This is a genomic window from Asticcacaulis excentricus CB 48 (assembly GCF_000175215.2).
Taxonomy (GTDB): domain Bacteria; phylum Pseudomonadota; class Alphaproteobacteria; order Caulobacterales; family Caulobacteraceae; genus Asticcacaulis; species Asticcacaulis excentricus.
On sequence record NC_014817.1, the window covers coordinates 757,604 to 776,338 of the forward strand.

Genomic DNA, 18,735 nt, shown 5'->3' on the forward strand with positions numbered 1-18,735 from the left:
TGCAAAAAAAGGCCGGTGCCCCCTGCACCGGCCCTCCCCATCTTAATGTATTTTGACGCCCAGGGCCTCAGCGGCCTCGACCGAAATCTGGCCCTGCGGCAGGCCCTGATCGGCCTGGAACTTCTGCATGGCCGCCACCGTCTTCGTCCCCAACGTGCCATCGGCCGGACCCGGATCGTAGCCGCGCTGTTTCAGGGCCACCTGAATGGCCTTGATCTTGGCCGGGGTGGTGTTGCGTTCACACAGGACTTCGCGCCACACCGGCTCAGGGGCCTTCACGGCGCGCGTCTTATCGACCGTCTTATAGACCGGGGCGACCGTGTAGGATTCGGTGCGCGCCGGCTTGATAACTTCCTTATACTTTTCGGTACGATAGGTGGCCGGGATCACCTTTTCGATGACCTGCTCTTCGCGCTCGACAATGACCCGTTCAACCTTTTCGACCTTCGCAGGGACCTTGATCCGGCGCACCGTCGCCGGCTGCACCTCAACCATCCGTTCGACCTGCCTATATTCGGCCGGCACCTCTTTCAGGCACCAGATCGTCTGGGCCGAGCCCTTTTGCAGATACTCGGTCGTTTCGGCGCTGCCCTGAATCGCCACCGGCTCCTTACCCGGCCAGGTGAGCATACCATCGGCGCGGTAACGCACAGGCTGATGATCGCCGGGGGTGACCAGCGCGGCCCCGGTGGCAATCCCTTCGGAGCGCACCCATTCCTGACGCGCCGGGCGCACCATGACACTTTCCGTGCGCTTTTCGAAAACGGGCGGTACGGGTTCCTCGCGCCACGTGGCTTGCTGAACCACGCGCTCTTCCATCACCTTGCGCGTCACGGCGGGGATCACCTTGCGCTCAACGCGCTGCGGCTGATCCACGACCTGACGCTCCGCCCAGCGCCATTCCTCAGGCAGGGTGCGCGTTTCGACGCGCTCAGGCTCCACCAACACCTTTTCGGCGTAGGTTTCCAGCACCGGCGCTTTCATCAGACGGGTATAGCACTGGTTGGGACGCGCCTCCTTGACCACGGCTGGCGGCAGGTCCGGATGGTCGCCGCCCACAGCCCCATCGGGGCAGTCGCCCTTCGCGGACGACGGGCTGACGACCGGGGCTTTCGCCTCACCCATATAGACGCCCTGCGCGCCGGATGCGCCATAGGCAGAGGGCGCATCCTTCAGGACCGGGGTGGAAGCCGGTTTGACCGCAGGCTTAGCCGCCATTGCGCCCGTACCACACGCCATGACCGCCAGCGCCATCAGCGACACGCCGGTGTTCAGCGTCCAGTTCCTCATCTCAGCACCCTCACAGACAAATCAGTTGCGGCAATTTTAACGCCTTATTAACCCTGCCGCCAACCCGACTCGCGTTTTTCGGGTAAATTAACCCTGTTCAAAGCCTCTCACTTGCGCGTGCCATCCAGCCACGCCGCCACCCAGAACAACGGCGCGTTCCAGTTTACGGCCACTTCGTTGGTCGAATAACTGCCGATATGATCCACATAGCAAGTTTGCGGTGCGCAGCCTTCCAGACGGGCCCTGGCATCTGGGTCCGAGGGATTCTGATTGGGTCCCCCCGCAATGACGCCCGGCGGCGGGGGCGGCAAGGTGGCGTCATTGGCCCAGAAGCGATGATGCGGATGCTGCATGGCGCGTTCGCCATAACCCGAAACATAGCTGAAATTCAGCGGGTTACGCCCCAAAACATAATCCATCAGATTGACGGCTTCGGCGCGATAGACCGCCTCACCGCTGACATCCGCCGCGTGGGCGAACAGCATGGCGCGGTTCATAAAATCCGCCGTCGAGCCCCAGACATAGGGCTTGTTGAAGGCGATATGATAGCCCTGCCCGGCCGTTTCCGCCCGCATGGCCGCCGCGCGCGCGACAATGGCCTTACGCGCGGCCGCCCGCAGGGGCGTGTCAACCGTTGCCAATGTCAGCGTGCCCAGCGTATCGACCTTGCCCCAACTGAAATCCGTGGCGGTCAGATACTGCGGCGAGGCTTTCACATCCTTCTCATAGGCCGCCTCACCCGTGGTGGCATAGAGCTCCGCTGCCGCCCAATAGAGCTCGTCGCTCAGTTGGCCGTCACCATAGCCCCCCCCGCCGCCCGGCAGCACGTCAATGGCATAGGCATCGGGCACGCGCTTTGCCGCTGCATAGGCCTTTTTCGCGGCGCTCAGGCAGCGGTCAGCATAGGCATCATCCACGCCTTTGAACACCCGCGCGCACTGCGCCGCCGTCGCCGCCAGATTGAGCGTCGCCGCCGTCGAGGGATAGCTGAGGCCGCGCTTTTCCTTATCGAGATGCGGCGGCATGGGTATGGCGGTCCAGTGTTCGTCATGCATCTTATGATGCGCCATGCCCGACGCATCGACACGGGTAAAGGTGAGCTTGTCCAAAGACTTGCGCTGATCTCCTAAGGGCAAGTTCAGGGTCTGCCCGTCCGGCACCTGCATGGCCAGCAGGAAGTCCATTTCAAAGCGCACTTCATCCAACAGGTCATTTTTCCCGTTACCCGCTTCGGGAATCTTCACCCGCCCATCGTCAAAGCTGCGGTCGCCGCGCGCCTGCGCCCCCTCATAGCCGTTCATCAGCGTCCACACGGCGATGCCGCCATTGACCACGTACTTGCCGTGGTCCCCGGCATCGTACCAGCCTTTGGACACATCCAGTGTGTACGGACACCCGCCCCACCTGTTGCCGCGATGGTCCTTCGGCCCCCAGCACGTAACGATCTCCTTTTCGTGCGCTACGGGCCGCGCGAAGCGGTCGCCGACATACTTCGCCTCGATCGGCACGCTGGCGCGCTGATGATAGAAGAAGGCCAGAGCGTCGTATTTCAATGATTGATAGACATCGGCACGAATGTCGAAAGGCGCGCTAACCTTATAGATGTCGCCGGTTTTCACGCCGACCACATAGCCACTACCCGGCGTCTTCAGGGCAGAAAAGTCGATCTGGTACACCACCTTGCCCGACCCGGCATTGAGGCCGAACGCTTCGCTGCGTCCGGACAGCACGACCGTATTGGCGGCGTCCTTGACCACCCAATCGATGGCGGACCATGCCTTGCCAGCGGGCGCCGGGGCGTCTTCGGGCACGGCATAGACGGCGATTTTGGGCGAATCCGGCTGAAAGCCGGTCTGATTGAGCGTCGGAAATTCCATATAGTGATGCTGATAAGGCCGCGGCAGGTTCGGCTGAGCCATCGCCACGCCCCCCACACATGCCATCACGACGCCGGCTAAAAGCGCCTGTTTCATTCCGTTTCTCCCTCAATATCCGCGCCTATGTCAGCGCTGTCAGTAACTTGACCTACCAAACCCTGCCCGACGCGAAAAGTACATTTAAATCTTGACTCAGAGGACACATCCGCCCAACAGAACCGCGACCATTTTATCCCCCTTTTATCTCTCTCAGACCGGACCTTGCCATGATCCCTCGTTATTCCCGTCAGGACGCCGCCGCCATCTGGGACCCTTCGACCAAGTACAAAATTTGGTTCGAAATCGAGGCCCACGCCGCAACCAAGATGGCCGAACTGGGGGTTATACCTACCGAGGCCGCCGAAACCCTGTGGGCCAAGGGTAAGGATGCGCAGTTCGATTCGGACCGCATCGACGAGATCGAGCGCACGGTGAAGCACGACGTCATCGCCTTCCTGACCCACGTGTCGGAAATCGTCGGACCCGAAGCGCGCTTCCTGCATCAGGGCATGACCTCTTCGGACGTGCTCGATACCTGTTTCGCGGTTCAGCTTCAGCGTTCGGCTGATCTGCTGATTGAAGGCGTCGATCTGGTGCTGGCGGCGCTGAAAAAGCGCGCCCTTGAGCACAAGTTCACCCCGACCGTGGGCCGTTCGCACGGCATCCATGCCGAGCCGGTGACCTTTGGCCTGAAACTGGCCGGTTATTACGCCGAATTCGTGCGCGCCAAAAAGCGCCTTGAGGTCGCGCGTGAAGAAATCTCGACCTGCGCCATTTCCGGCGCGGTCGGTACCTTTGCCAATGTCTCGCCCGAAGTCGAAGCCTATGTCGCCGAAAAGATGGGCCTGAGCGTGGAGCCCGTCTCGACCCAGGTCATCCCGCGTGACCGTCACGCCGCCTTCTTCGCAGCGCTGGGCGTCGTGGCCTCATCCATCGAGCGTCTGGCCGTCGAAATCCGTCACCTGCAACGCACCGAAGTGCTGGAAGCCGAAGAATTCTTCTCCAAGGGGCAGAAGGGCTCGTCGGCCATGCCGCACAAGCGCAACCCCGTCCTGACCGAAAACCTGACCGGTCTGGCGCGTCTGGTGCGCTCAGCGGTGGTTCCGGCCATGGAAAACGTCGCCCTGTGGCACGAGCGCGATATTTCGCATTCCTCCGTCGAGCGCGGCATTGCACCGGACGCCTGCGTGCATCTCGACTTCGCCCTGCGTCGTCTGGCGGGCGTTGTGGAAAATCTGCTGGTCTATCCGGAAAACATGCAGAAGAACCTCGACCGACTGGGCGGCCTCGTTCACTCGCAGCGCGTGCTGCTGGCCCTGACGCAAAAGGGCATGTCGCGTGAAGACAGCTATTCGGCGGTTCAGCGCAACGCCATGCGCGTGTGGCGCGGCGAAGGCAACTTCCTCGACTTCCTGAGCGCCGACGAGGACGTGTCCAAATTCTTCACCCGCGAAGAGCTTGAGCCCTTCTTTGACCTCGGCTACCACACCAAGCACGTTGATACGATTTTCGCCCGCGTGTTTGGGGAATAAGAGCCGTATCCCCCCTAATTTTAGGGGGGACACCGGCTGAAAGCCGGAGGGGGGTACTCCGGCGGCAATTAACCCCACCGTCTTTTGCCGCTCCGCGCCAAAATCCACCTCCCCTGATATCAGGGGAGGCACTTTGGAGTAAGACCATGTCCTTTTCCCTTCTGACCGACGCTTTCGATTTTACCGGCTACCGCGACCGTTTTGGGCGTAAAGGCCGCATCCGTCTCGAAGGGGCCTTGTCGCACGAGGACGCTCACGCCGTTCATCACGCGCTGGAGCAGCAGACCCTGTGGGAACTGCATCTGGTCGATAGCGAAGGCCAGCCGGACATCCTGTCGCGCACCGAGCTTGAGACGCTCAATCCGTCGGAGATTCAGGACCGCCTCGCCGCCGCCGCCGAACGCGCCCAGACGGGCTTAAGCTTCCTGCACCTGGGCTACGACCTGACCTCAAAAGAGGCGTTGATGAATCTGGGCGAAGACCATCCGCTGTTTGGTCTGGCTCAACTTCTGTGGTCGGCGGAATTTGCAGCCTTCTGCGAAAACCTGACCGGTCTGTCGGGCCTGAAACTGCAAAGCCTGATCGCCACCGGCTACCGCCCCGGTGACTTCTTTACCATGCATACGGACGCGCAGGCCGCTCTGACTTTTGAATGGAACTTCACCCACGACTGGCGCTCGGACTGGGGCGGGCAGATCCTGTTCCATTCGCCGTCGGGCGATATCGAAGGCGGCATTATGCCACGTCTCAACGATCTGGCCCTCTATGCTGGGGATCAGCCCCGCTCAGTCGCCTCTTTGGCGGCCTATGCAGGCGCCCCACGGTTTGCGGTCACTGGGCGGTTTGTTTAGTCGGTGAGTACATAGGGCCTGAACTCTTCTTCTTTCCAGATATAGAGAACCGATCCGGCCTCGAAAGTAAACACCTCAAAGGCATCGGTTTTGGTCGTTACTTCGGGCTGGCAGGACTGATTATCCGGACCGGCTTTTTTCGCGCATGCCATCTTATAGGTGCCCGGTTTGACCGTCTTGACACCCGCGCGAGGCATATCGTCTTTCAAGGACAACAACTGTGTGGGCAATCCCGCGATCAGACCATTTCCAAATTTAATAAGGACAACGACTTGGCCTTTGGCGTTCTTGTGGAAAGCAACCTCATCAGCCTGACCGTCGCCATCGAAATCGCCCTTGTCTGAGAGATAAGCGTTCGGATGCTGCTTACGAAGGAGGAAGTCAGGATGCTGTTTGACATCTGCGGTTACAACCGGAGACAAAGGCCCCTCTACCTGAAGCGCAAACGCAGGCGAACCCGCCAATCCTGACAAAAGGATAAAGCCGATAAGCCATTTCATCTTGTCCCCCCCCCCCCGCATTAAAAAACCCGGCCTTGCGGGCCGGGTTCAAATCTTACTGCTCGTTCTTCAGAGCTTCGCGCGCCTGAGCCAGGAACTCAACCACCTTGGTTCGCACTTCTGTCTCGCGCACGGGGATGTTGGAGGCGGTCAGGTCACCCAGCACCTTGCGAATCACGTCCTCTTCACCCGGCTGCTCGAAATCGGCGCGCACCACAGCCTTGGCGTAGTTTTCGAGATTGTCGCCGGACAGGCCCATTTTTTCGCCAGCCCACAGGCCGATCATACGGTTGCGGCGCGCCACAGCTTTGAATTCAAACTCTTCGTTGTGGGCGAACTGCGCTTCGAAACCTTTGGATCGGTCATCAAACGTCGTCATAGGGATAAACCTCACTTGTCCTTTTGGTTTTAATGCGCGCCATGACCCCGCGCAACACAAACCGTCATTTACATCACAAAAGTTTTTGATTATTGGCTGCACCCAATCGCATCCCTGGGATGCCTCTTTCACAGCCGTGCGTCAGACGCCCTTTTCAAACCCTCCCCGACACCCCTCACCGGCTGGCCCGGATGGTTTGACTATTCCGACGTCTGCACATGCGCTGCCCTTTCTGGAGATGGCGCCATGACCACCCGCCGCAAGAAAATTTACGAAGGCAAGGCCAAGATCCTGTACGAAGGCCCTGAGCCCGGTACGCTGGTTCAATACTTCAAGGACGACGCCACCGCCTTCAACGGCGAGAAGAAGGCCCAGCTCGAAGGCAAGGGCGTCATCAACAACCGCATCAGCGAGTTCGTGATGACCCGCCTGACTCAGATCGGCGTGCAAAACCACTTCATCAAACGTCTTTCCTTACGTGAACAACTGATCCGCGAAGTCGAGATCATTCCGCTGGAAGTCGTCTGCCGCAATGTCGTCGCCGGTTCGATGGCCAAGCGCTTTAACCTGCCCGAAGGCCAGCAACTGCCGCGTTCCATCATCGAGTTCTACTACAAGAACGATGAGATGGGCGATCCCATGATTACGGAAGAGCACATCACGGCCTTCAACTGGGCCACGACGCAGGAAATCGACGACATTCTGGCTATGACGCTGCGGGTCAATGACTTCCTGTGCGGCATGTTCGCCGCCGTCGGCATCACCCTGGTCGATTTCAAGATCGAGTTCGGCCGCCTGTTCGAGGGCGAGTTCGCGCGCGTCATCCTGGCCGACGAGATCAGCCCCGATTCGTGCCGTCTGTGGGACACGCAGTCGGGCGAAAAGCTGGACAAGGACCGCTTCCGCCGCGATCTGGGCGATGTGATCGAGTCCTATACCGAGGTCGCCAAGCGCCTTGGAATCATGAAGGACATGCCCCGCGTGATCGAAGGCGGCGCTCAATAATCTACCTCAAAGTCCATCGGTGACGGTGGACTTTTTGCTTACTCTCTCAAATTGAAGTGAAAAGATGAAAGCCACGGTTCATATCTTCCTCAAGGCTGGCGTTCTGGACGTTCAGGGCAAGGCGGTCGAAGGCGCGCTCAACGGGCTGGCGGGCACCGCTGGCTGGAGCGATGTCGCCAATGTCCGCGTCGGCAAGGTGCTGGAGTTCGACCTGAAAAGCACGGACAAGGCCTCTGCCGAAGCCGAAGTGAAGTCCATGTGCGAAAAGCTGCTGGCCAATACGGTCATCGAATCCTACCGCATCGAGGTCGCGTAAGATGAAAGCCGCCGTCCTCGTCTTTCCGGGTTCCAATTGCGACCGCGACTGCAAGGTGGCGGTCGAGGTAACGACCGGGGCCCAAGTCAGCATGGTGTGGCATCAGGACACGAGCCTGCCTGCGGGCCTCGACCTGATCGTTGTGCCGGGCGGCTTCTCCTATGGCGACTATCTGCGCTGCGGCGCGATGGCGTCCCTGTCGCCGGTGATGGCCGAGGTGGTCAAGGCGGCGCAGCGCGGCGTCTCGGTCGTCGGTATCTGCAACGGCTTTCAGATCCTCTGCGAAGCGGGCCTGCTGCCGGGCGCACTGATGCGTAATGCCGGTCTTAAGTACGTCTGCAAACCCATTGAACTGACGATTGAAAATCGCAATACGCGCTTTACGTCGGCCTATGGCGACAAGGCGAGCGTGTGGATGACGCAGGGCAATGGCGACGGTAACTTCTTCGCCGATGCCGAAACGCTGAAAGCCATCGAAGACAATAATCAGGTGGTGTTTCGCTACGTCGAAAACCCCAATGGCTCGGTCAACAACATCGCCGGCATCATGAATGCGCAAGGCAATGTGCTGGGCATGATGCCGCACCCGGACCGCGCCTTTGAACCGGCGCTGGGCTCGGCCGACGGTGCGCCACTGTTCCACAGCCTGATGCGCGTGCTTCAGGCGGCCTGACGCGAAGGCTGATTGACAGAACCGGTTACAGATGCAACCCCTTACCTGTCCGGCTGACGGCCGGATCAGTAAGGGGTTTTTCATGCGTATCCGTCATGGGTTTTGGTTCTCTGCGATTCTGGCTTTGACGGCGGGCTGTGCCTCAGCCGCTCCCTTTCCCGACACGCCGGTGACGACGCCCTTGTCGCTAGGCTATCACGCTAAGGCCTGCCCCGCCGCCTATAAGACCATCGTTACAACCCGCACCATTGAGTGCGGCGACATGGTGGTTGAGGAAACGCGCGGCAGCGGCAATGGCCGTCGCATCAGCTTTCCCGTCGTCATTGCGCGCGCCGCCGCGCCTGACAAAAAACCCGATCCCCTGATCTATCTGCACGGCGGCCCCGGCGGCGATATTGTCGCGGCCGCCCCCTACATCGCCAAGGGTGATAAGACCGCGCTCGACCGCGACCTGATCCTGTTCGATCATCGCGGCACCGGGCAATCGACCCCGTCGCTCGATTGCGGCGAAGCGCCCCTGTCCGACGCGGGTGTGACCAGCGCGGCGGGCGTTGAGGTGTTGAAGGCGTGCGCTTTGCACTGGCGCGCCAATGGCGTGGACATGTCGCAATATCATTCCGCCGTCATCGCTCAGGACATCCGCGACCTGCGTCAGGCGTTGCACATCACCACCTATAACCTGTTTGGCGGCTCCTACGGCACGCGCGTGGCCATGGCCGTCATGCAGCACGACCCGGAAGGCCTGCGCAGCGTTATCCTCTCTTCGACCTGGCCGCCGGAAGGCAATGCCACCGCCCCCCTGCCCGCTCTGGTGTCGCGTGAAGTGCGTCAGGTGCTGGCCTATTGCCGCGCCGATGCCACCTGCCGTCAGCGCTTCCCCGATCTGGAAGCGCGCTTCGATGCCCGTCTGAAACAGTGGCTGGACGCGCCGGTCACCCATAACGGCCAGACCTACACGGCGGATGAGGTCGGGGCCTTCCTGCTCGATGAACTCTATAGCGATCACGGCGCGCGAAGCCTGCCCCTGACCATGGATCGCCTTCTGAAGGGCGATTTTGCCGCGCTGGATGCCTTTAAAAAGGTGCAGGCGGGCTATACCGAAGGCCAGTTCTTCACCACCCTGTGCCGTGAGGAGTTTGCCTTCGAAGACCCGGTGGCACTTGAGGCCACCGACCGCAACGACCCGATCGCCCTGTCCGTCGCCCGCGACGCCCGGCGTTTCTTTGAGGTCTGCCCGGCCTTTGCCACAGGCCGCGCCGAGGCGGTGGAAAACCAGCCCCTGACCAGCGACATCCCGACCCTGATGCTGTCGGCGGATATCGACGCGGGCTGTCCGGCGGAACTGTCGGATGAGGCCGTCAAGCGGCTCAGCCATGGCCGCAACTATACCTTCGTCAACCGGATGCACACCATTCAGGGCAGCGCCTGCGCGCAGAAAATGATGGCGCAGTTTCTGCAAACCGCCGATCCCGACGTGGACACCGCGTGCATGAAAGACGACCGGCCCAAATTTCCGTTCATTTACGAGTGAGTCCGGCAATAATAGCTGACAGGGCGCACTGAATCCGCTAAACGCGCGCCCATGAGCACGACATCCTCCGCCCCCGCCCAAACCCAGAAATCCATGGCCGACTACGCGTCGGAGTTCGGACTGAAGCCCGACGAATATCAGGTCATCCTCGACCGGTTGGGGCGAGAGCCCAACTATGTCGAGCTGGGTGTGTTTTCGGTCATGTGGTCGGAGCACTGCTCGTACAAATCCTCGCGGATGCACCTGCGCAAATTCCCGGTGACGGGTGAGCGCGTGATCTGCGGGCCGGGCGAAAACGCCGGGGTCATCGACATCGGTGACGGTCAGGCCTGTATCTTCAAGATGGAAAGCCACAACCACCCCTCCTACATCGAACCCTATCAGGGCGCGGCGACGGGTGTTGGTGGCATCATGCGCGACGTCTTCACCATGGGCGCGCGCCCGGTGGCTCTGCTCAACGCCCTGCGCTTCGGTGAACCGTCGCACCCCAAGACGAAACGCATCGTCGAAGGCGTCGTTGCGGGCATCGGCGGTTACGGCAACTGCGTCGGCGTGCCGACCGTGGCCGGCGAAACCAACTTCCACGCGGGCTATAATGGCAACTGCCTTGTCAACGCCATGTGCGTGGGCCTGGCCGATGCCGACAAGATCTTCTATTCCGCTGCGCCGGAACCCGGCCTGCCGGTCGTCTATTTCGGCTCCAAGACGGGCCGCGACGGCATCCACGGCGCGACCATGTCTTCGGCCGAATTCTCCGAGGACTCCGAAGAAAAGCGCCCGACGGTGCAGGTGGGCGACCCCTTCGCCGAAAAGCTGCTGATCGAAGCGACGCTGGAACTGATGGCGTCGGGAGCCGTCGCCGCCATTCAGGACATGGGGGCCGCGGGCCTCACCTCCTCTTCGGTCGAAATGGCCGGTAAGGGCGGCCTTGGCATCACGCTCGACCTCGACAAGGTGCCGCAGCGCGAAGAGAACATGTCGGCCTATGAGATGATGCTCTCTGAGTCTCAGGAGCGGATGCTGGCCATCCTCAAGCCGGGCCGTGAAAACGACGGCTACCGTATCTTCGAAAAGTGGGGCCTTGATGCCGCCGTCATCGGCGAAACCAACACCTCCGGACATATCGTTCTGACGCACAAGGGCGAGGTCGTCTGCGACCTGCCGCTGGGCCCGCTGAGCGACGATGCACCGCTGTACGACCGCCCGTGGGTCGAGCCGGATATGGAAGCGCCGCTCGCCTCGGTGCCATCCGCCCCGGTTGGTGACGCCCTGCTGACCCTTCTGGCCTCGCCCGACATGGCCTCCAAGCGCTGGCTGTGGGAACAGTACGACCGTCACGTCATGGCCGACACATTGGCCGACTCGGCGACCGGTTCGGACGCCGGCATGGTCCGTGTTCACGGCACCAAGAAGGCGCTGGCCATTACCTCGGACTGCACGCCGCGCTATGTGAAGGCCAACCCCTATGAAGGCGGCAAGCAGGCCGTCGCCGAAGCCTGGCGCAATCTGACCGCCGTAGGGGCCGACCCCATTGCCATCACCGACAATCTGAACTTCGGCAATCCGGAGCGCCCCAAGATCATGGGACAGATCGTGCGCGCCATCGACGGCATGGCCGAAGCCTGCCGTGAACTGAACTTCCCCGTCGTGTCAGGGAATGTGTCGCTCTATAACGAGACCAATGGCGTCGCGATCCCGCCGACCCCGACCGTGGGTGCGGTAGGCCTGTTGACCGACTACGATCAGCGCGTCGGTTTTCATACGCTGAAGGCCGGTCAGGTGCTGGTCCTCGTCGGCGAAACCGTCGGCGAACTGGGCTCGTCTCTGTATTTGCGCGAAGTGCACGGCATCGAAGCCGGTGCACCGCCGAAGGTCGATCTGAGCGTCGAAAAGCGCAATGGCGACTTTGTGCGCGACCTGATCCGCTCCAAAACCGCCAGGGCCGTACACGACCTGTCGGATGGCGGCCTGCTGCCGGCGGCCTTCGATATGGCCTCGGCGTCGGGCGTCGGCATCGAGCTGAAAAACCCCACCGCTCTCGAAGACCACATCTTTGCCTTTGCCGAAGATCAGGCGCGTTACCTGATCGCGGTCGATGAAGCGTCGGCGCATCTGGTGCTGGCCAAGGCCGCCGAAGCGGGCGTCCCCGCCCTGACCATAGGTGTGGCGGGCGGCTCTGACCTCAGCCTGACCGGCGTCATGTCGCTGTCCTTGAGCGAACTGAAAACCGCCAATGAGCGCTGGCTGCCGGAATTTATGGGGTAAACACAGCCCCTCCCTTGGTGTCAGGGGAGAGACTTCTTAAAACGTCACCTGATTTTGTCCCGGACGGACCCGCTCCGGGCGGCGTTCGGTAAAGCGCTTTTCGGCCTCGGCAAGCTGTGCCCTGGTCATCAACGACGTCAATCGTTGCAGATCAGCCGATACCGGTGCCGGGCTTTGCTGCCAGGTGCGCGCCTCATGCGCCAGCGCATGATAGACATAGGCCTCGGTCAGGTCTTTAGCCACGCCCTCACCCGTTTCCAGCCGCCGCGCCCATTCGGTCTGCGCTTCGGGCAAGCCGGCTTCGGCGGCCTTACGGATCAGGTCGATACCGCGCGCACAGTTGGCCTCGACACCCCGCCCCTCGCACAGCATCTGCCCCGTCAGCAACAGCCCCTGCGGATAGTCCTTGAAGGCCGAGCGCTGCACCCAGACAAAGGCTTCTTTCTCGTCCTTTGCGATGCCTTCGCCGCTGAGGTAGTGGCGACCTAACTGATACTGCGCCTCAGCATGGCTCTGGGCCGCCGCCTTTTTGTACCATTCCACAGCCTTGGCCGGGTCCTTCTCGACCTGAAAGCCGTTATCATAGGCCTGCGCCACATAGACCTGCGACTTGAGGACGCCGATTTCGGCATAGGCCAGCTCGTAATCAAAGGCGGTTTTGTAGATTTTGACGCCGCGCCAGCGTTCATTTTCCTGCCACATCCACAGCCCGGCAATGATCAGCGGCACCACAAAGGCCAGTACCTGCACCACACGTACCCACGGCTTGGGCTTGGGGTTGCGGATATCCGTCAGATTGGTCATGCGGCGGTCCGTAAATAAGGTAAAGCCATGCCCGCAGAGGCGGACGATTGCCACTTGTTAACCCATTTTGTGATAGTTCCAAGTCTATTGTGTTTGTTAATCGAGTCGTTCTCAAGGCCCTCCCCATGCCCATTGCGCAATCCGATCTCGAAGCCCGCCTGAAAGCCGCCTTCCCGGACGCCGAGATTGTCGTCGAAGATCTGGCCGGGGACGGCGATCACTACAAAGCCTATATCACCGACGCCGGTTTCGCCGGGATGCCGCGCGTGCGCCAGCATCAGAAGGTCTATGCGGCCCTGTCCGATCTGATGAGCGGGCCGTTGCACGCGCTGGCCCTCGAAACCCGCATCCCCTGAAGGCAGGCCCGCCGATGCGCTATCGCCCCTTCGGACGTTCCGGTCAGGCCCTTTCCGCCCTGGGCCTTAATGTCTCATGGGCGAAGCTGGGTCGCAGCCGTCACGCGGTGGCCCGGCTGCTCAATACAGCGCTGGAAAACGGCATCAATACGTTTCACCTGACCTCGGCCCATCCGGAGCTGCTGACCACAGCGGCCGATACGCTGGCGATTGTGGACCGTCGCGTTCTGTTCATCTCCCTGAGCGCCGAAGAAGAGGGCAGTAGCGATCCCGCCGATGAATACCGGCTTGAGCCCCTGCGTGAGCGCCTGCGCGGCGTCATTAAATCGTCGGGTCTGCAATGGATCGATCTGCTCGTCTTCCATGCCAATGGTTTTGACCGGATACCCGACCGTAGCTGGACCTTTATCAACGCCCTGCGCGAAGCCGGGATGCTGAAATTTACCGGGGCAACCGCCAATGATGACCTGATCAAGGTCGCCGTCGATGACGGACGTTTCAACATTCTGAAGACCGTTTTCGACATCGACACCTCGTGGAACAAGCGCCACCTGCTCGACTACGCGCTGGCGCAGGGTATGGCCGTGTTCGGACACGACTTTTTCCCGGCGCAGTATCGCAAACCGGAGGCCGTGGTGCCCAAGTCCGGTTGGCTGGGGCTATTTGGTGGCAAAGCCGCCGATCCGCTGGCCGGGCGCGGCACCTACGCCTTCCTGCATCAGACACCCGACTGGACCGCCGAAGAACTGTGCCTGTCCTACGCCCTGACCCAGCCCAATCTTTCGACCCTGTTCGCCACAGCGGATGATCCCGAACATCTGGAAGCGCTGGCGGCGGTCGTTGAACGCGCCATGCCGACCTCGGTGCCGGCGCAGATCGAGATGGCCCGCTTTTCGGCTCAGGCCGATACCTTGGCGAACGCGCGCAAGAAACAGGCCTGATCCACTGGATTTTATGGCGCTCTGTGCCTATATCCGTCCCATAAATCCTTTTTCCGGAGTGCCAGCCGTGAGCGCCGATCTCAATACCGAAGTGCATCAGTTCATTGATGGCACCATCAAGAACAACCCCGTCGTCCTGTTCATGAAGGGCACGCCGGATCAGCCGCGCTGTGGCTTCTCTTCGCTGGTGGTGCAGGTACTGGACCATCTGGGCGTTGAGTTCGCCGGCGTCGATGTGTTGCAGGACAATGATCTGCGCGAAGGCATCAAGGCCTATTCCGACTGGCCGACCATCCCGCAACTCTATGTCAAGGAAGAGTTCATCGGCGGCGCCGACATCGTGCGCGAGCTGTTCCAGAACGGCGAACTTGAGACGCTTCTGGCCGAAAAAGGCGTGCTGGAGGCCTGATTTTCGCCGTCTCTTTCATACGCCTGACACACGCCCTACCCAATTTGGGTCAGGGCGTTTTTGTTGACTTGTCAGCGCGCGGGCAGCGGGTGTTTTAAGACCGGTTTTGCCACGCAGGGGGGATTAGGATGCGAAAGACAGCGATTATTGGCCTGAGTCTCTGCCTGAGCCTCGGCCTGTCTCTTATGGCCAGCCTGTCGCATGCCGCTGACAAATGGATTGTCGCGCAGAGCCCGAATTTCACCGTCTATTCCAACGTCAACGCCAAGGCCACCGAGGCCTATGTGCGCAATCTGGAAAAGTTTCGCTACATTATCGGGGCCTTTTATGGCCTTTCCGGCCCCGATGCCGAGCCGCAGCCGCGGATGAGGATGTATTTTCTGTCCAGCCGCTCTGACCTGAAACAGGTCTGGCCCAGGATGGACTCCGATGTCGCCGGTTTCGTGCGTATCTGTGCCGCAGGTATTACCGGGTTTTCGACCTATGAAGGCGATACTATCGCTTCGGCCTCAAAGGTTCAGAACCTCGCTGAAAACACCAGCCAGCATTTTTTCTTCCATGAATATACGCACATATTCATGTTTCAGAATTCTCAGATCTTCTATCCGCGCTGGTTTGTCGAAGGGTTCGCCGAATATTACGGCACGACGAAGATTCTGAATGATGAGGCGGTGGTCGGCATGGCCCTGTCGTGGCGTATACGAGAACTGAACTCACCCGGCGCCCTATCCTATGAAGAGATACTCCGCGATGCACCCTCCACGCGGCGGCCACGCACGAACTTCTATGCCCAGTCGTGGCTGCTGACCCACTGGATCCTGAGTGACCCGGCACGGCGTGAGGCCTTCCGCCACTATCTTGAGCGCCGCAGCAAGGGGGAGGACGCGGTGGTCGCTTTTGAAGCGGTTTTCGGTGTGCCGGTCAAATCGCTGTCGTCGGTCCGGTGGAGCTATATGAATTCGCTGAAGGCGACGGTTTATCGCATCCGGGATATGCCGGACCCAAAAATCAGTTTGTCGCCCATGCCGGTCAGTGCCGACAAGCTGGCGCTGTGGGATGCCGCGTCTATGACCTGCATACCCCGCGACTACAGGACAGCGTTGCTGGAGAAAGTCCAGAAGGAGGCCGCCAGATATCCGGACGATGCCTATGCGCAGGGCGTGCTGGCGCGCGCCGAAATCCAGCACGGCGATGAACAAAAGGGGCTTGCCTACTATCAGACCTACACAGCGGCCCACCCCGATGACGCCGAAGGCTTCTACCGTCTGGGTCAGACCTGGTATCTGATGAGCGTTCACAAGCTTTTTCAACCGGGGGAAACCTTCGACTCTCAGATGCGCAAGGCGCGCGAGGCGTTTCGTAAGGCCTATGCTCTTGACCCGATGAACGCCTCCAATCTCAACTATCTGGCGCGCGCGGCGAAGACGGGGCCGGACTATCCGGACGACAACACGGTGAATGCCGCCTATCAGGCCCATATTCTGGCCCCGGCGGTGCGCGACTACGCCCTTTTTGCGGCGCAGTTGCTGATCAGGCGCGACCGCTTAGGCGAAGCAGCGGATGTGTTGCGTCCGCTGGCCAATGACCCACATGGCAGCGCGGCGGCCAAACGGCTGAGTGGCATTGTCGCGGCGATTGATGCCGGGAAATCAAAGGCTGAGGTTCTGGACATGCTGAAGGCCCCTGCCGCGAAGCCCAACGCAACCGACGATGATGAAGACGGCAACAAATAAAAAAACCCCGGAAGGCGAACCTTCCGGGGTTTTTGTTTTCACCGTCGCGGATTCGAGTATTACGAGGAGTAATATTCGACGATCAGGTTCGGCTCCATCTTCACCGGATACGGAACTTCCGACAGTTCCGGCAGGCGCAGATAGGTAGCCTTCATCGCCTTGGCGTCCAGTTCGATATAATCCGGCACGTCGCGCTCAGGCGATTGCAGGGCTTCGAGCACCAGAGCCATGTTGCGCGAACGCTCACGGACCTCGATCACGTCGCCGACCTTCACGCGGTAAGAGGCGATGTTCACCTTCTTGCCATTGACCAGCACGTGGCCGTGGTTGACGAACTGACGGGCCGCCCACACGGTCGGCACGAACTTGCAGCGATAGACGATGGCGTCCAGACGCGACTCCAGCAGCGCGATCAGGTTCTCAGAGGTGTTGCCCTTGCGGCGATCGGCCTCTTCGTAGATCTTCGAGAATTGCTTCTCAGTGATGTTGCCGTAGTAGCCCTTCAGCTTTTGCTTGGCGCGCAGTTGCAGGCCGAAGTCCGAAACCTTGGACTTGCGACGCTGACCATGCTGGCCGGGGCCGTAGGAGCGCTTGTTGACGGGGGACTTGGGACGGCCCCACAGGTTTTCACCCATGGCGCGGTCGAGCTTGTACTTGGCGCTGTGGCGCTTCGACATAGTCTTACCTTTATATAACCCTGTCCGGCGTCCCACGAGAGTGTGAGACAGCGATTTCAACGGCGGTTCAGGATCAACCCGTAATGGCCCGCCTACCGAGGGTAAGCAGGAGAAGCGGCGCTTATGGCGTCATCGGCGCGCAGAGTCAAGCCGCTGCCGCGCCAAACCCGGCCTACTCCTCGTCCGCCTCGTCCTTTTCCGGCTTGCGGATGGGGGTGAACAGCAGCTTGTCGATGCGGCGTTCGTCCATGTCGATCACCTCGACGCGATGATGGCCCAGGGTCAGGATTTCGCCCTCCTTGGGGAAGCGACCCAGACGGTGCAGGACCAGACCCGCCGCAGTGTGGTAACCTGTGCCGGGCTCGTAGGCCTCATCCAGCGCTTCCGACAGCTCGAACAGGTCGGCGCGGCCATCGACCAGACACGAGCCGTCCTCCCGGTGCAGGATCATCGGCTGTTCGTCGTCGTGCTCCTCATTGAAGTCACCGGCGATCATTTCCAGCAGGTCCGTCGGCGTCAGCACGCCTTCGATAGTGCCGAACTCATTGACCACAAAGGCTATATGCAGCTTCGACGCCTTGAACATGTCGAGCGCCTGAAGGAGCGAGGTGGTATCGGGGATATAGATCGGCTCGGCGATCAGCTTTTGCAGATCCAGCGGCTCACCGCTCAAGAGCGTATCGGCCACATCGCGCTTATGCAGGATACCGATGGGGTTTTCCATGTCCTGACCGCGCACAACGACGATGCGCGAATAGGGGCAGGCGCGGATGTCATTGCGGATGACCTTTTCTTCGTCATCAATGGAAATCCAGTACACTTCGGGGCGCGGCGTCATGGCTACGCGCGCCGGCCGGTCACCCAGGCGCATCACTTCGGTCATCATGGCCTGTTCCGCCGGCTCGATCAGGCCCGCGCCCATACCTTCGGCCAGAGCGGTTTCCACCTCTTCCTGCGTGATGGTCTCTCCCTTTTCGTCGCGGATACCCAGAAGACGCAGGACCAATGTGGTCGAGCCGGTCAGCAGTGTCACAAACGGGCCCATGCACATGGCCAGAAACGACAGCGGACGTGAGACGATACCCGCAATGGTTTCCGGGAAGATCAGTGCCACGCGCTTGGGCACCAGCTCGCCAACAATCAGCGACAGATAGGTCAGGAGCACAACGACGATACCGGTGGCCAAGGCCTCGCTATAGGGGGCAAGCGTTGGGAAGTTGTGTTCCAGCAGGTGATCCAGCTCACTGGCAATCGTGGCCTGACCATAGGCACCGGCAAGAATACCGATCAGCGTAATGCCGACCTGCACCGCCGACAGGAAGCGCGTCGGGTCCTGCGACAGCTTAAGCGCCTGTTGCGCCCCCTTGTCCCCCTTGTCGGCACGGCTTTGCAGCTTGGCACGGCGAGACGACACCACGGCCAGTTCGGACATGGCAAATATGCCGTTCAGCACCACCAGAAGGAGGACGACGGCACAGGCAAGGAGTAACATTGGGGGGAAGATCCGGAACGAAGCCATCCTGCGGCTCCGCGGGCTATGCTAGTCACTAAACTGAG

General features: G+C 60.7%; 18 protein-coding genes. 11 read left to right on the forward strand and 7 right to left on the reverse strand.

The annotated features are described in order from the left end of the window. Nucleotides 1-42 precede the first annotated feature (42 nt). Complete coding sequence (locus ASTEX_RS15200; protein ID WP_013480518.1) at nucleotides 43-1,290, reverse strand: peptidoglycan-binding domain-containing protein; 1,248 nt, start codon at nucleotides 1,288-1,290, stop codon at nucleotides 43-45. A 107-nt stretch (nucleotides 1,291-1,397) separates the two neighbouring features. Further along, a complete protein-coding gene (locus ASTEX_RS15205; RefSeq protein WP_013480519.1) occupies nucleotides 1,398-3,263 on the reverse strand; it encodes a glycoside hydrolase family 9 protein in 1,866 nt (621 codons plus the stop codon). Between the two features lie 170 nt (nucleotides 3,264-3,433). Here ASTEX_RS15205 and purB point away from each other — a divergent pair, with 170 nt between their 5' ends. Both purB and ASTEX_RS15215 read left to right on the forward strand, forming a co-directional pair. Further along, nucleotides 3,434-4,738 carry an adenylosuccinate lyase gene (gene purB / locus ASTEX_RS15210; protein WP_013480520.1) on the forward strand — a complete coding sequence of 435 codons (1,305 nt, stop codon included), beginning with the start codon at nucleotides 3,434-3,436 and terminating at the stop codon, nucleotides 4,736-4,738. 146 nt (nucleotides 4,739-4,884) lie between these two features. Next, nucleotides 4,885-5,589, forward strand: coding sequence for a 2OG-Fe(II) oxygenase family protein (locus tag ASTEX_RS15215; protein ID WP_013480521.1), 705 nt, complete (start codon nucleotides 4,885-4,887; stop codon nucleotides 5,587-5,589). Here ASTEX_RS15215 and ASTEX_RS15220 read toward each other — a convergent pair. Together ASTEX_RS15220 and ASTEX_RS15225 are read right to left on the reverse strand one after the other, a co-directional pair. Then, nucleotides 5,586-6,089, reverse strand: coding sequence for a hypothetical protein (locus ASTEX_RS15220; RefSeq protein ID WP_041659399.1), 504 nt, complete (start codon nucleotides 6,087-6,089; stop codon nucleotides 5,586-5,588). The genes ASTEX_RS15215 and ASTEX_RS15220 overlap by 4 nt on opposite strands. A 55-nt stretch (nucleotides 6,090-6,144) precedes the next feature. Then, nucleotides 6,145-6,468, reverse strand: a complete 324-nt coding sequence (locus tag ASTEX_RS15225; protein WP_013480523.1) for a DUF1476 domain-containing protein — start codon at nucleotides 6,466-6,468, stop codon at nucleotides 6,145-6,147. A 246-nt stretch (nucleotides 6,469-6,714) separates the two neighbouring features. On the opposite strand from ASTEX_RS15225, the gene purC reads away from it, so the two are divergent. The 5 genes from purC to purL all read left to right on the forward strand — a co-directional run bounded on the left by purC (nucleotide 6,715) and on the right by purL (nucleotide 12,258). Further along, a complete protein-coding gene (purC, locus tag ASTEX_RS15230) occupies nucleotides 6,715-7,473 on the forward strand; it encodes a phosphoribosylaminoimidazolesuccinocarboxamide synthase (protein ID WP_013480524.1) in 759 nt (252 codons plus the stop codon). A 64-nt stretch (nucleotides 7,474-7,537) separates the two neighbouring features. After that, nucleotides 7,538-7,789, forward strand: a complete 252-nt coding sequence (gene purS, locus ASTEX_RS15235; protein WP_013480525.1) for a phosphoribosylformylglycinamidine synthase subunit PurS — start codon at nucleotides 7,538-7,540, stop codon at nucleotides 7,787-7,789. A 1-nt stretch (nucleotide 7,790) separates the two neighbouring features. Further along, nucleotides 7,791-8,462 carry a phosphoribosylformylglycinamidine synthase subunit PurQ gene (gene purQ, locus ASTEX_RS15240; protein ID WP_013480526.1) on the forward strand — a complete coding sequence of 224 codons (672 nt, stop codon included), beginning with the start codon at nucleotides 7,791-7,793 and terminating at the stop codon, nucleotides 8,460-8,462. Nucleotides 8,463-8,544: 82 nt separating this feature from the next. Beyond that, nucleotides 8,545-9,993 (forward strand): alpha/beta fold hydrolase, encoded by a 1,449-nt coding sequence (locus tag ASTEX_RS15245; RefSeq protein WP_013480527.1) that lies wholly within the window; start codon nucleotides 8,545-8,547, stop codon nucleotides 9,991-9,993. A gap of 51 nt (nucleotides 9,994-10,044) precedes the next feature. Next, nucleotides 10,045-12,258: a phosphoribosylformylglycinamidine synthase subunit PurL gene (gene purL / locus ASTEX_RS15250; protein ID WP_013480528.1), complete on the forward strand. Its 2,214-nt coding sequence runs from the start codon at nucleotides 10,045-10,047 to the stop codon at nucleotides 12,256-12,258. A 36-nt stretch (nucleotides 12,259-12,294) separates the two neighbouring features. Here the strand turns inward: purL and ASTEX_RS19460 are convergent, their stop codons facing one another. After that, nucleotides 12,295-13,062, reverse strand: a complete 768-nt coding sequence (locus tag ASTEX_RS19460) for a tetratricopeptide repeat protein (RefSeq protein WP_013480529.1) — start codon at nucleotides 13,060-13,062, stop codon at nucleotides 12,295-12,297. Nucleotides 13,063-13,187: 125 nt separating this feature from the next. Here ASTEX_RS19460 and ASTEX_RS15260 point away from each other — a divergent pair, with 125 nt between their 5' ends. The 4 genes from ASTEX_RS15260 to ASTEX_RS15275 all read left to right on the forward strand — a co-directional run bounded on the left by ASTEX_RS15260 (nucleotide 13,188) and on the right by ASTEX_RS15275 (nucleotide 16,501). Further along, nucleotides 13,188-13,418, forward strand: coding sequence for a BolA/IbaG family iron-sulfur metabolism protein (locus ASTEX_RS15260; protein ID WP_013480530.1), 231 nt, complete (start codon nucleotides 13,188-13,190; stop codon nucleotides 13,416-13,418). A 14-nt stretch (nucleotides 13,419-13,432) separates the two neighbouring features. Continuing rightward, nucleotides 13,433-14,359, forward strand: coding sequence for an aldo/keto reductase (locus ASTEX_RS15265; RefSeq protein ID WP_013480531.1), 927 nt, complete (start codon nucleotides 13,433-13,435; stop codon nucleotides 14,357-14,359). 67 nt (nucleotides 14,360-14,426) lie between these two features. After that, complete coding sequence (gene grxD, locus ASTEX_RS15270; RefSeq protein WP_013480532.1) at nucleotides 14,427-14,768, forward strand: Grx4 family monothiol glutaredoxin; 342 nt, start codon at nucleotides 14,427-14,429, stop codon at nucleotides 14,766-14,768. Nucleotides 14,769-14,896: 128 nt separating this feature from the next. Further along, nucleotides 14,897-16,501, forward strand: coding sequence for a hypothetical protein (locus ASTEX_RS15275; protein WP_013480533.1), 1,605 nt, complete (start codon nucleotides 14,897-14,899; stop codon nucleotides 16,499-16,501). A gap of 59 nt (nucleotides 16,502-16,560) precedes the next feature. Here the strand turns inward: ASTEX_RS15275 and rpsD are convergent, their stop codons facing one another. Continuing rightward, nucleotides 16,561-17,178 (reverse strand): 30S ribosomal protein S4, encoded by a 618-nt coding sequence (gene rpsD / locus ASTEX_RS15280; RefSeq protein ID WP_013480534.1) that lies wholly within the window; start codon nucleotides 17,176-17,178, stop codon nucleotides 16,561-16,563. A gap of 172 nt (nucleotides 17,179-17,350) precedes the next feature. Next, complete coding sequence (locus tag ASTEX_RS15285; RefSeq protein WP_174266579.1) at nucleotides 17,351-18,670, reverse strand: hemolysin family protein; 1,320 nt, start codon at nucleotides 18,668-18,670, stop codon at nucleotides 17,351-17,353. Between the last annotated feature and the right edge of the window lie 65 nt (nucleotides 18,671-18,735).

Excerpts from the sequence above, each read along its gene's own strand:
- ASTEX_RS15200 (WP_013480518.1), bottom strand. The coding sequence starts at position 1,290 with ATGAGGAACTGGACGCTGAACACCGGCGTGTCGCTGATGGCGCTGGCG.
- ASTEX_RS15205 (WP_013480519.1), bottom strand. The coding sequence starts at position 3,263 with ATGAAACAGGCGCTTTTAGCCGGCGTCGTGATGGCATGTGTGGGGGGC.
- purB (WP_013480520.1), top strand. The coding sequence starts at position 3,434 with ATGATCCCTCGTTATTCCCGTCAGGACGCCGCCGCCATCTGGGACCCT.
- ASTEX_RS15215 (WP_013480521.1), top strand. The coding sequence starts at position 4,885 with ATGTCCTTTTCCCTTCTGACCGACGCTTTCGATTTTACCGGCTACCGC.
- ASTEX_RS15220 (WP_041659399.1), bottom strand. The coding sequence starts at position 6,089 with ATGAAATGGCTTATCGGCTTTATCCTTTTGTCAGGATTGGCGGGTTCG.
- ASTEX_RS15225 (WP_013480523.1), bottom strand. The coding sequence starts at position 6,468 with ATGACGACGTTTGATGACCGATCCAAAGGTTTCGAAGCGCAGTTCGCC.
- purC (WP_013480524.1), top strand. The coding sequence starts at position 6,715 with ATGACCACCCGCCGCAAGAAAATTTACGAAGGCAAGGCCAAGATCCTG.
- purS (WP_013480525.1), top strand. The coding sequence starts at position 7,538 with ATGAAAGCCACGGTTCATATCTTCCTCAAGGCTGGCGTTCTGGACGTT.
- purQ (WP_013480526.1), top strand. The coding sequence starts at position 7,791 with ATGAAAGCCGCCGTCCTCGTCTTTCCGGGTTCCAATTGCGACCGCGAC.
- ASTEX_RS15245 (WP_013480527.1), top strand. The coding sequence starts at position 8,545 with ATGCGTATCCGTCATGGGTTTTGGTTCTCTGCGATTCTGGCTTTGACG.
- purL (WP_013480528.1), top strand. The coding sequence starts at position 10,045 with ATGAGCACGACATCCTCCGCCCCCGCCCAAACCCAGAAATCCATGGCC.
- ASTEX_RS19460 (WP_013480529.1), bottom strand. The coding sequence starts at position 13,062 with ATGACCAATCTGACGGATATCCGCAACCCCAAGCCCAAGCCGTGGGTA.
- ASTEX_RS15260 (WP_013480530.1), top strand. The coding sequence starts at position 13,188 with ATGCCCATTGCGCAATCCGATCTCGAAGCCCGCCTGAAAGCCGCCTTC.
- ASTEX_RS15265 (WP_013480531.1), top strand. The coding sequence starts at position 13,433 with ATGCGCTATCGCCCCTTCGGACGTTCCGGTCAGGCCCTTTCCGCCCTG.
- ASTEX_RS15275 (WP_013480533.1), top strand. The coding sequence starts at position 14,897 with ATGCGAAAGACAGCGATTATTGGCCTGAGTCTCTGCCTGAGCCTCGGC.
- rpsD (WP_013480534.1), bottom strand. The coding sequence starts at position 17,178 with ATGTCGAAGCGCCACAGCGCCAAGTACAAGCTCGACCGCGCCATGGGT.
- ASTEX_RS15285 (WP_174266579.1), bottom strand. The coding sequence starts at position 18,670 with ATGTTACTCCTTGCCTGTGCCGTCGTCCTCCTTCTGGTGGTGCTGAAC.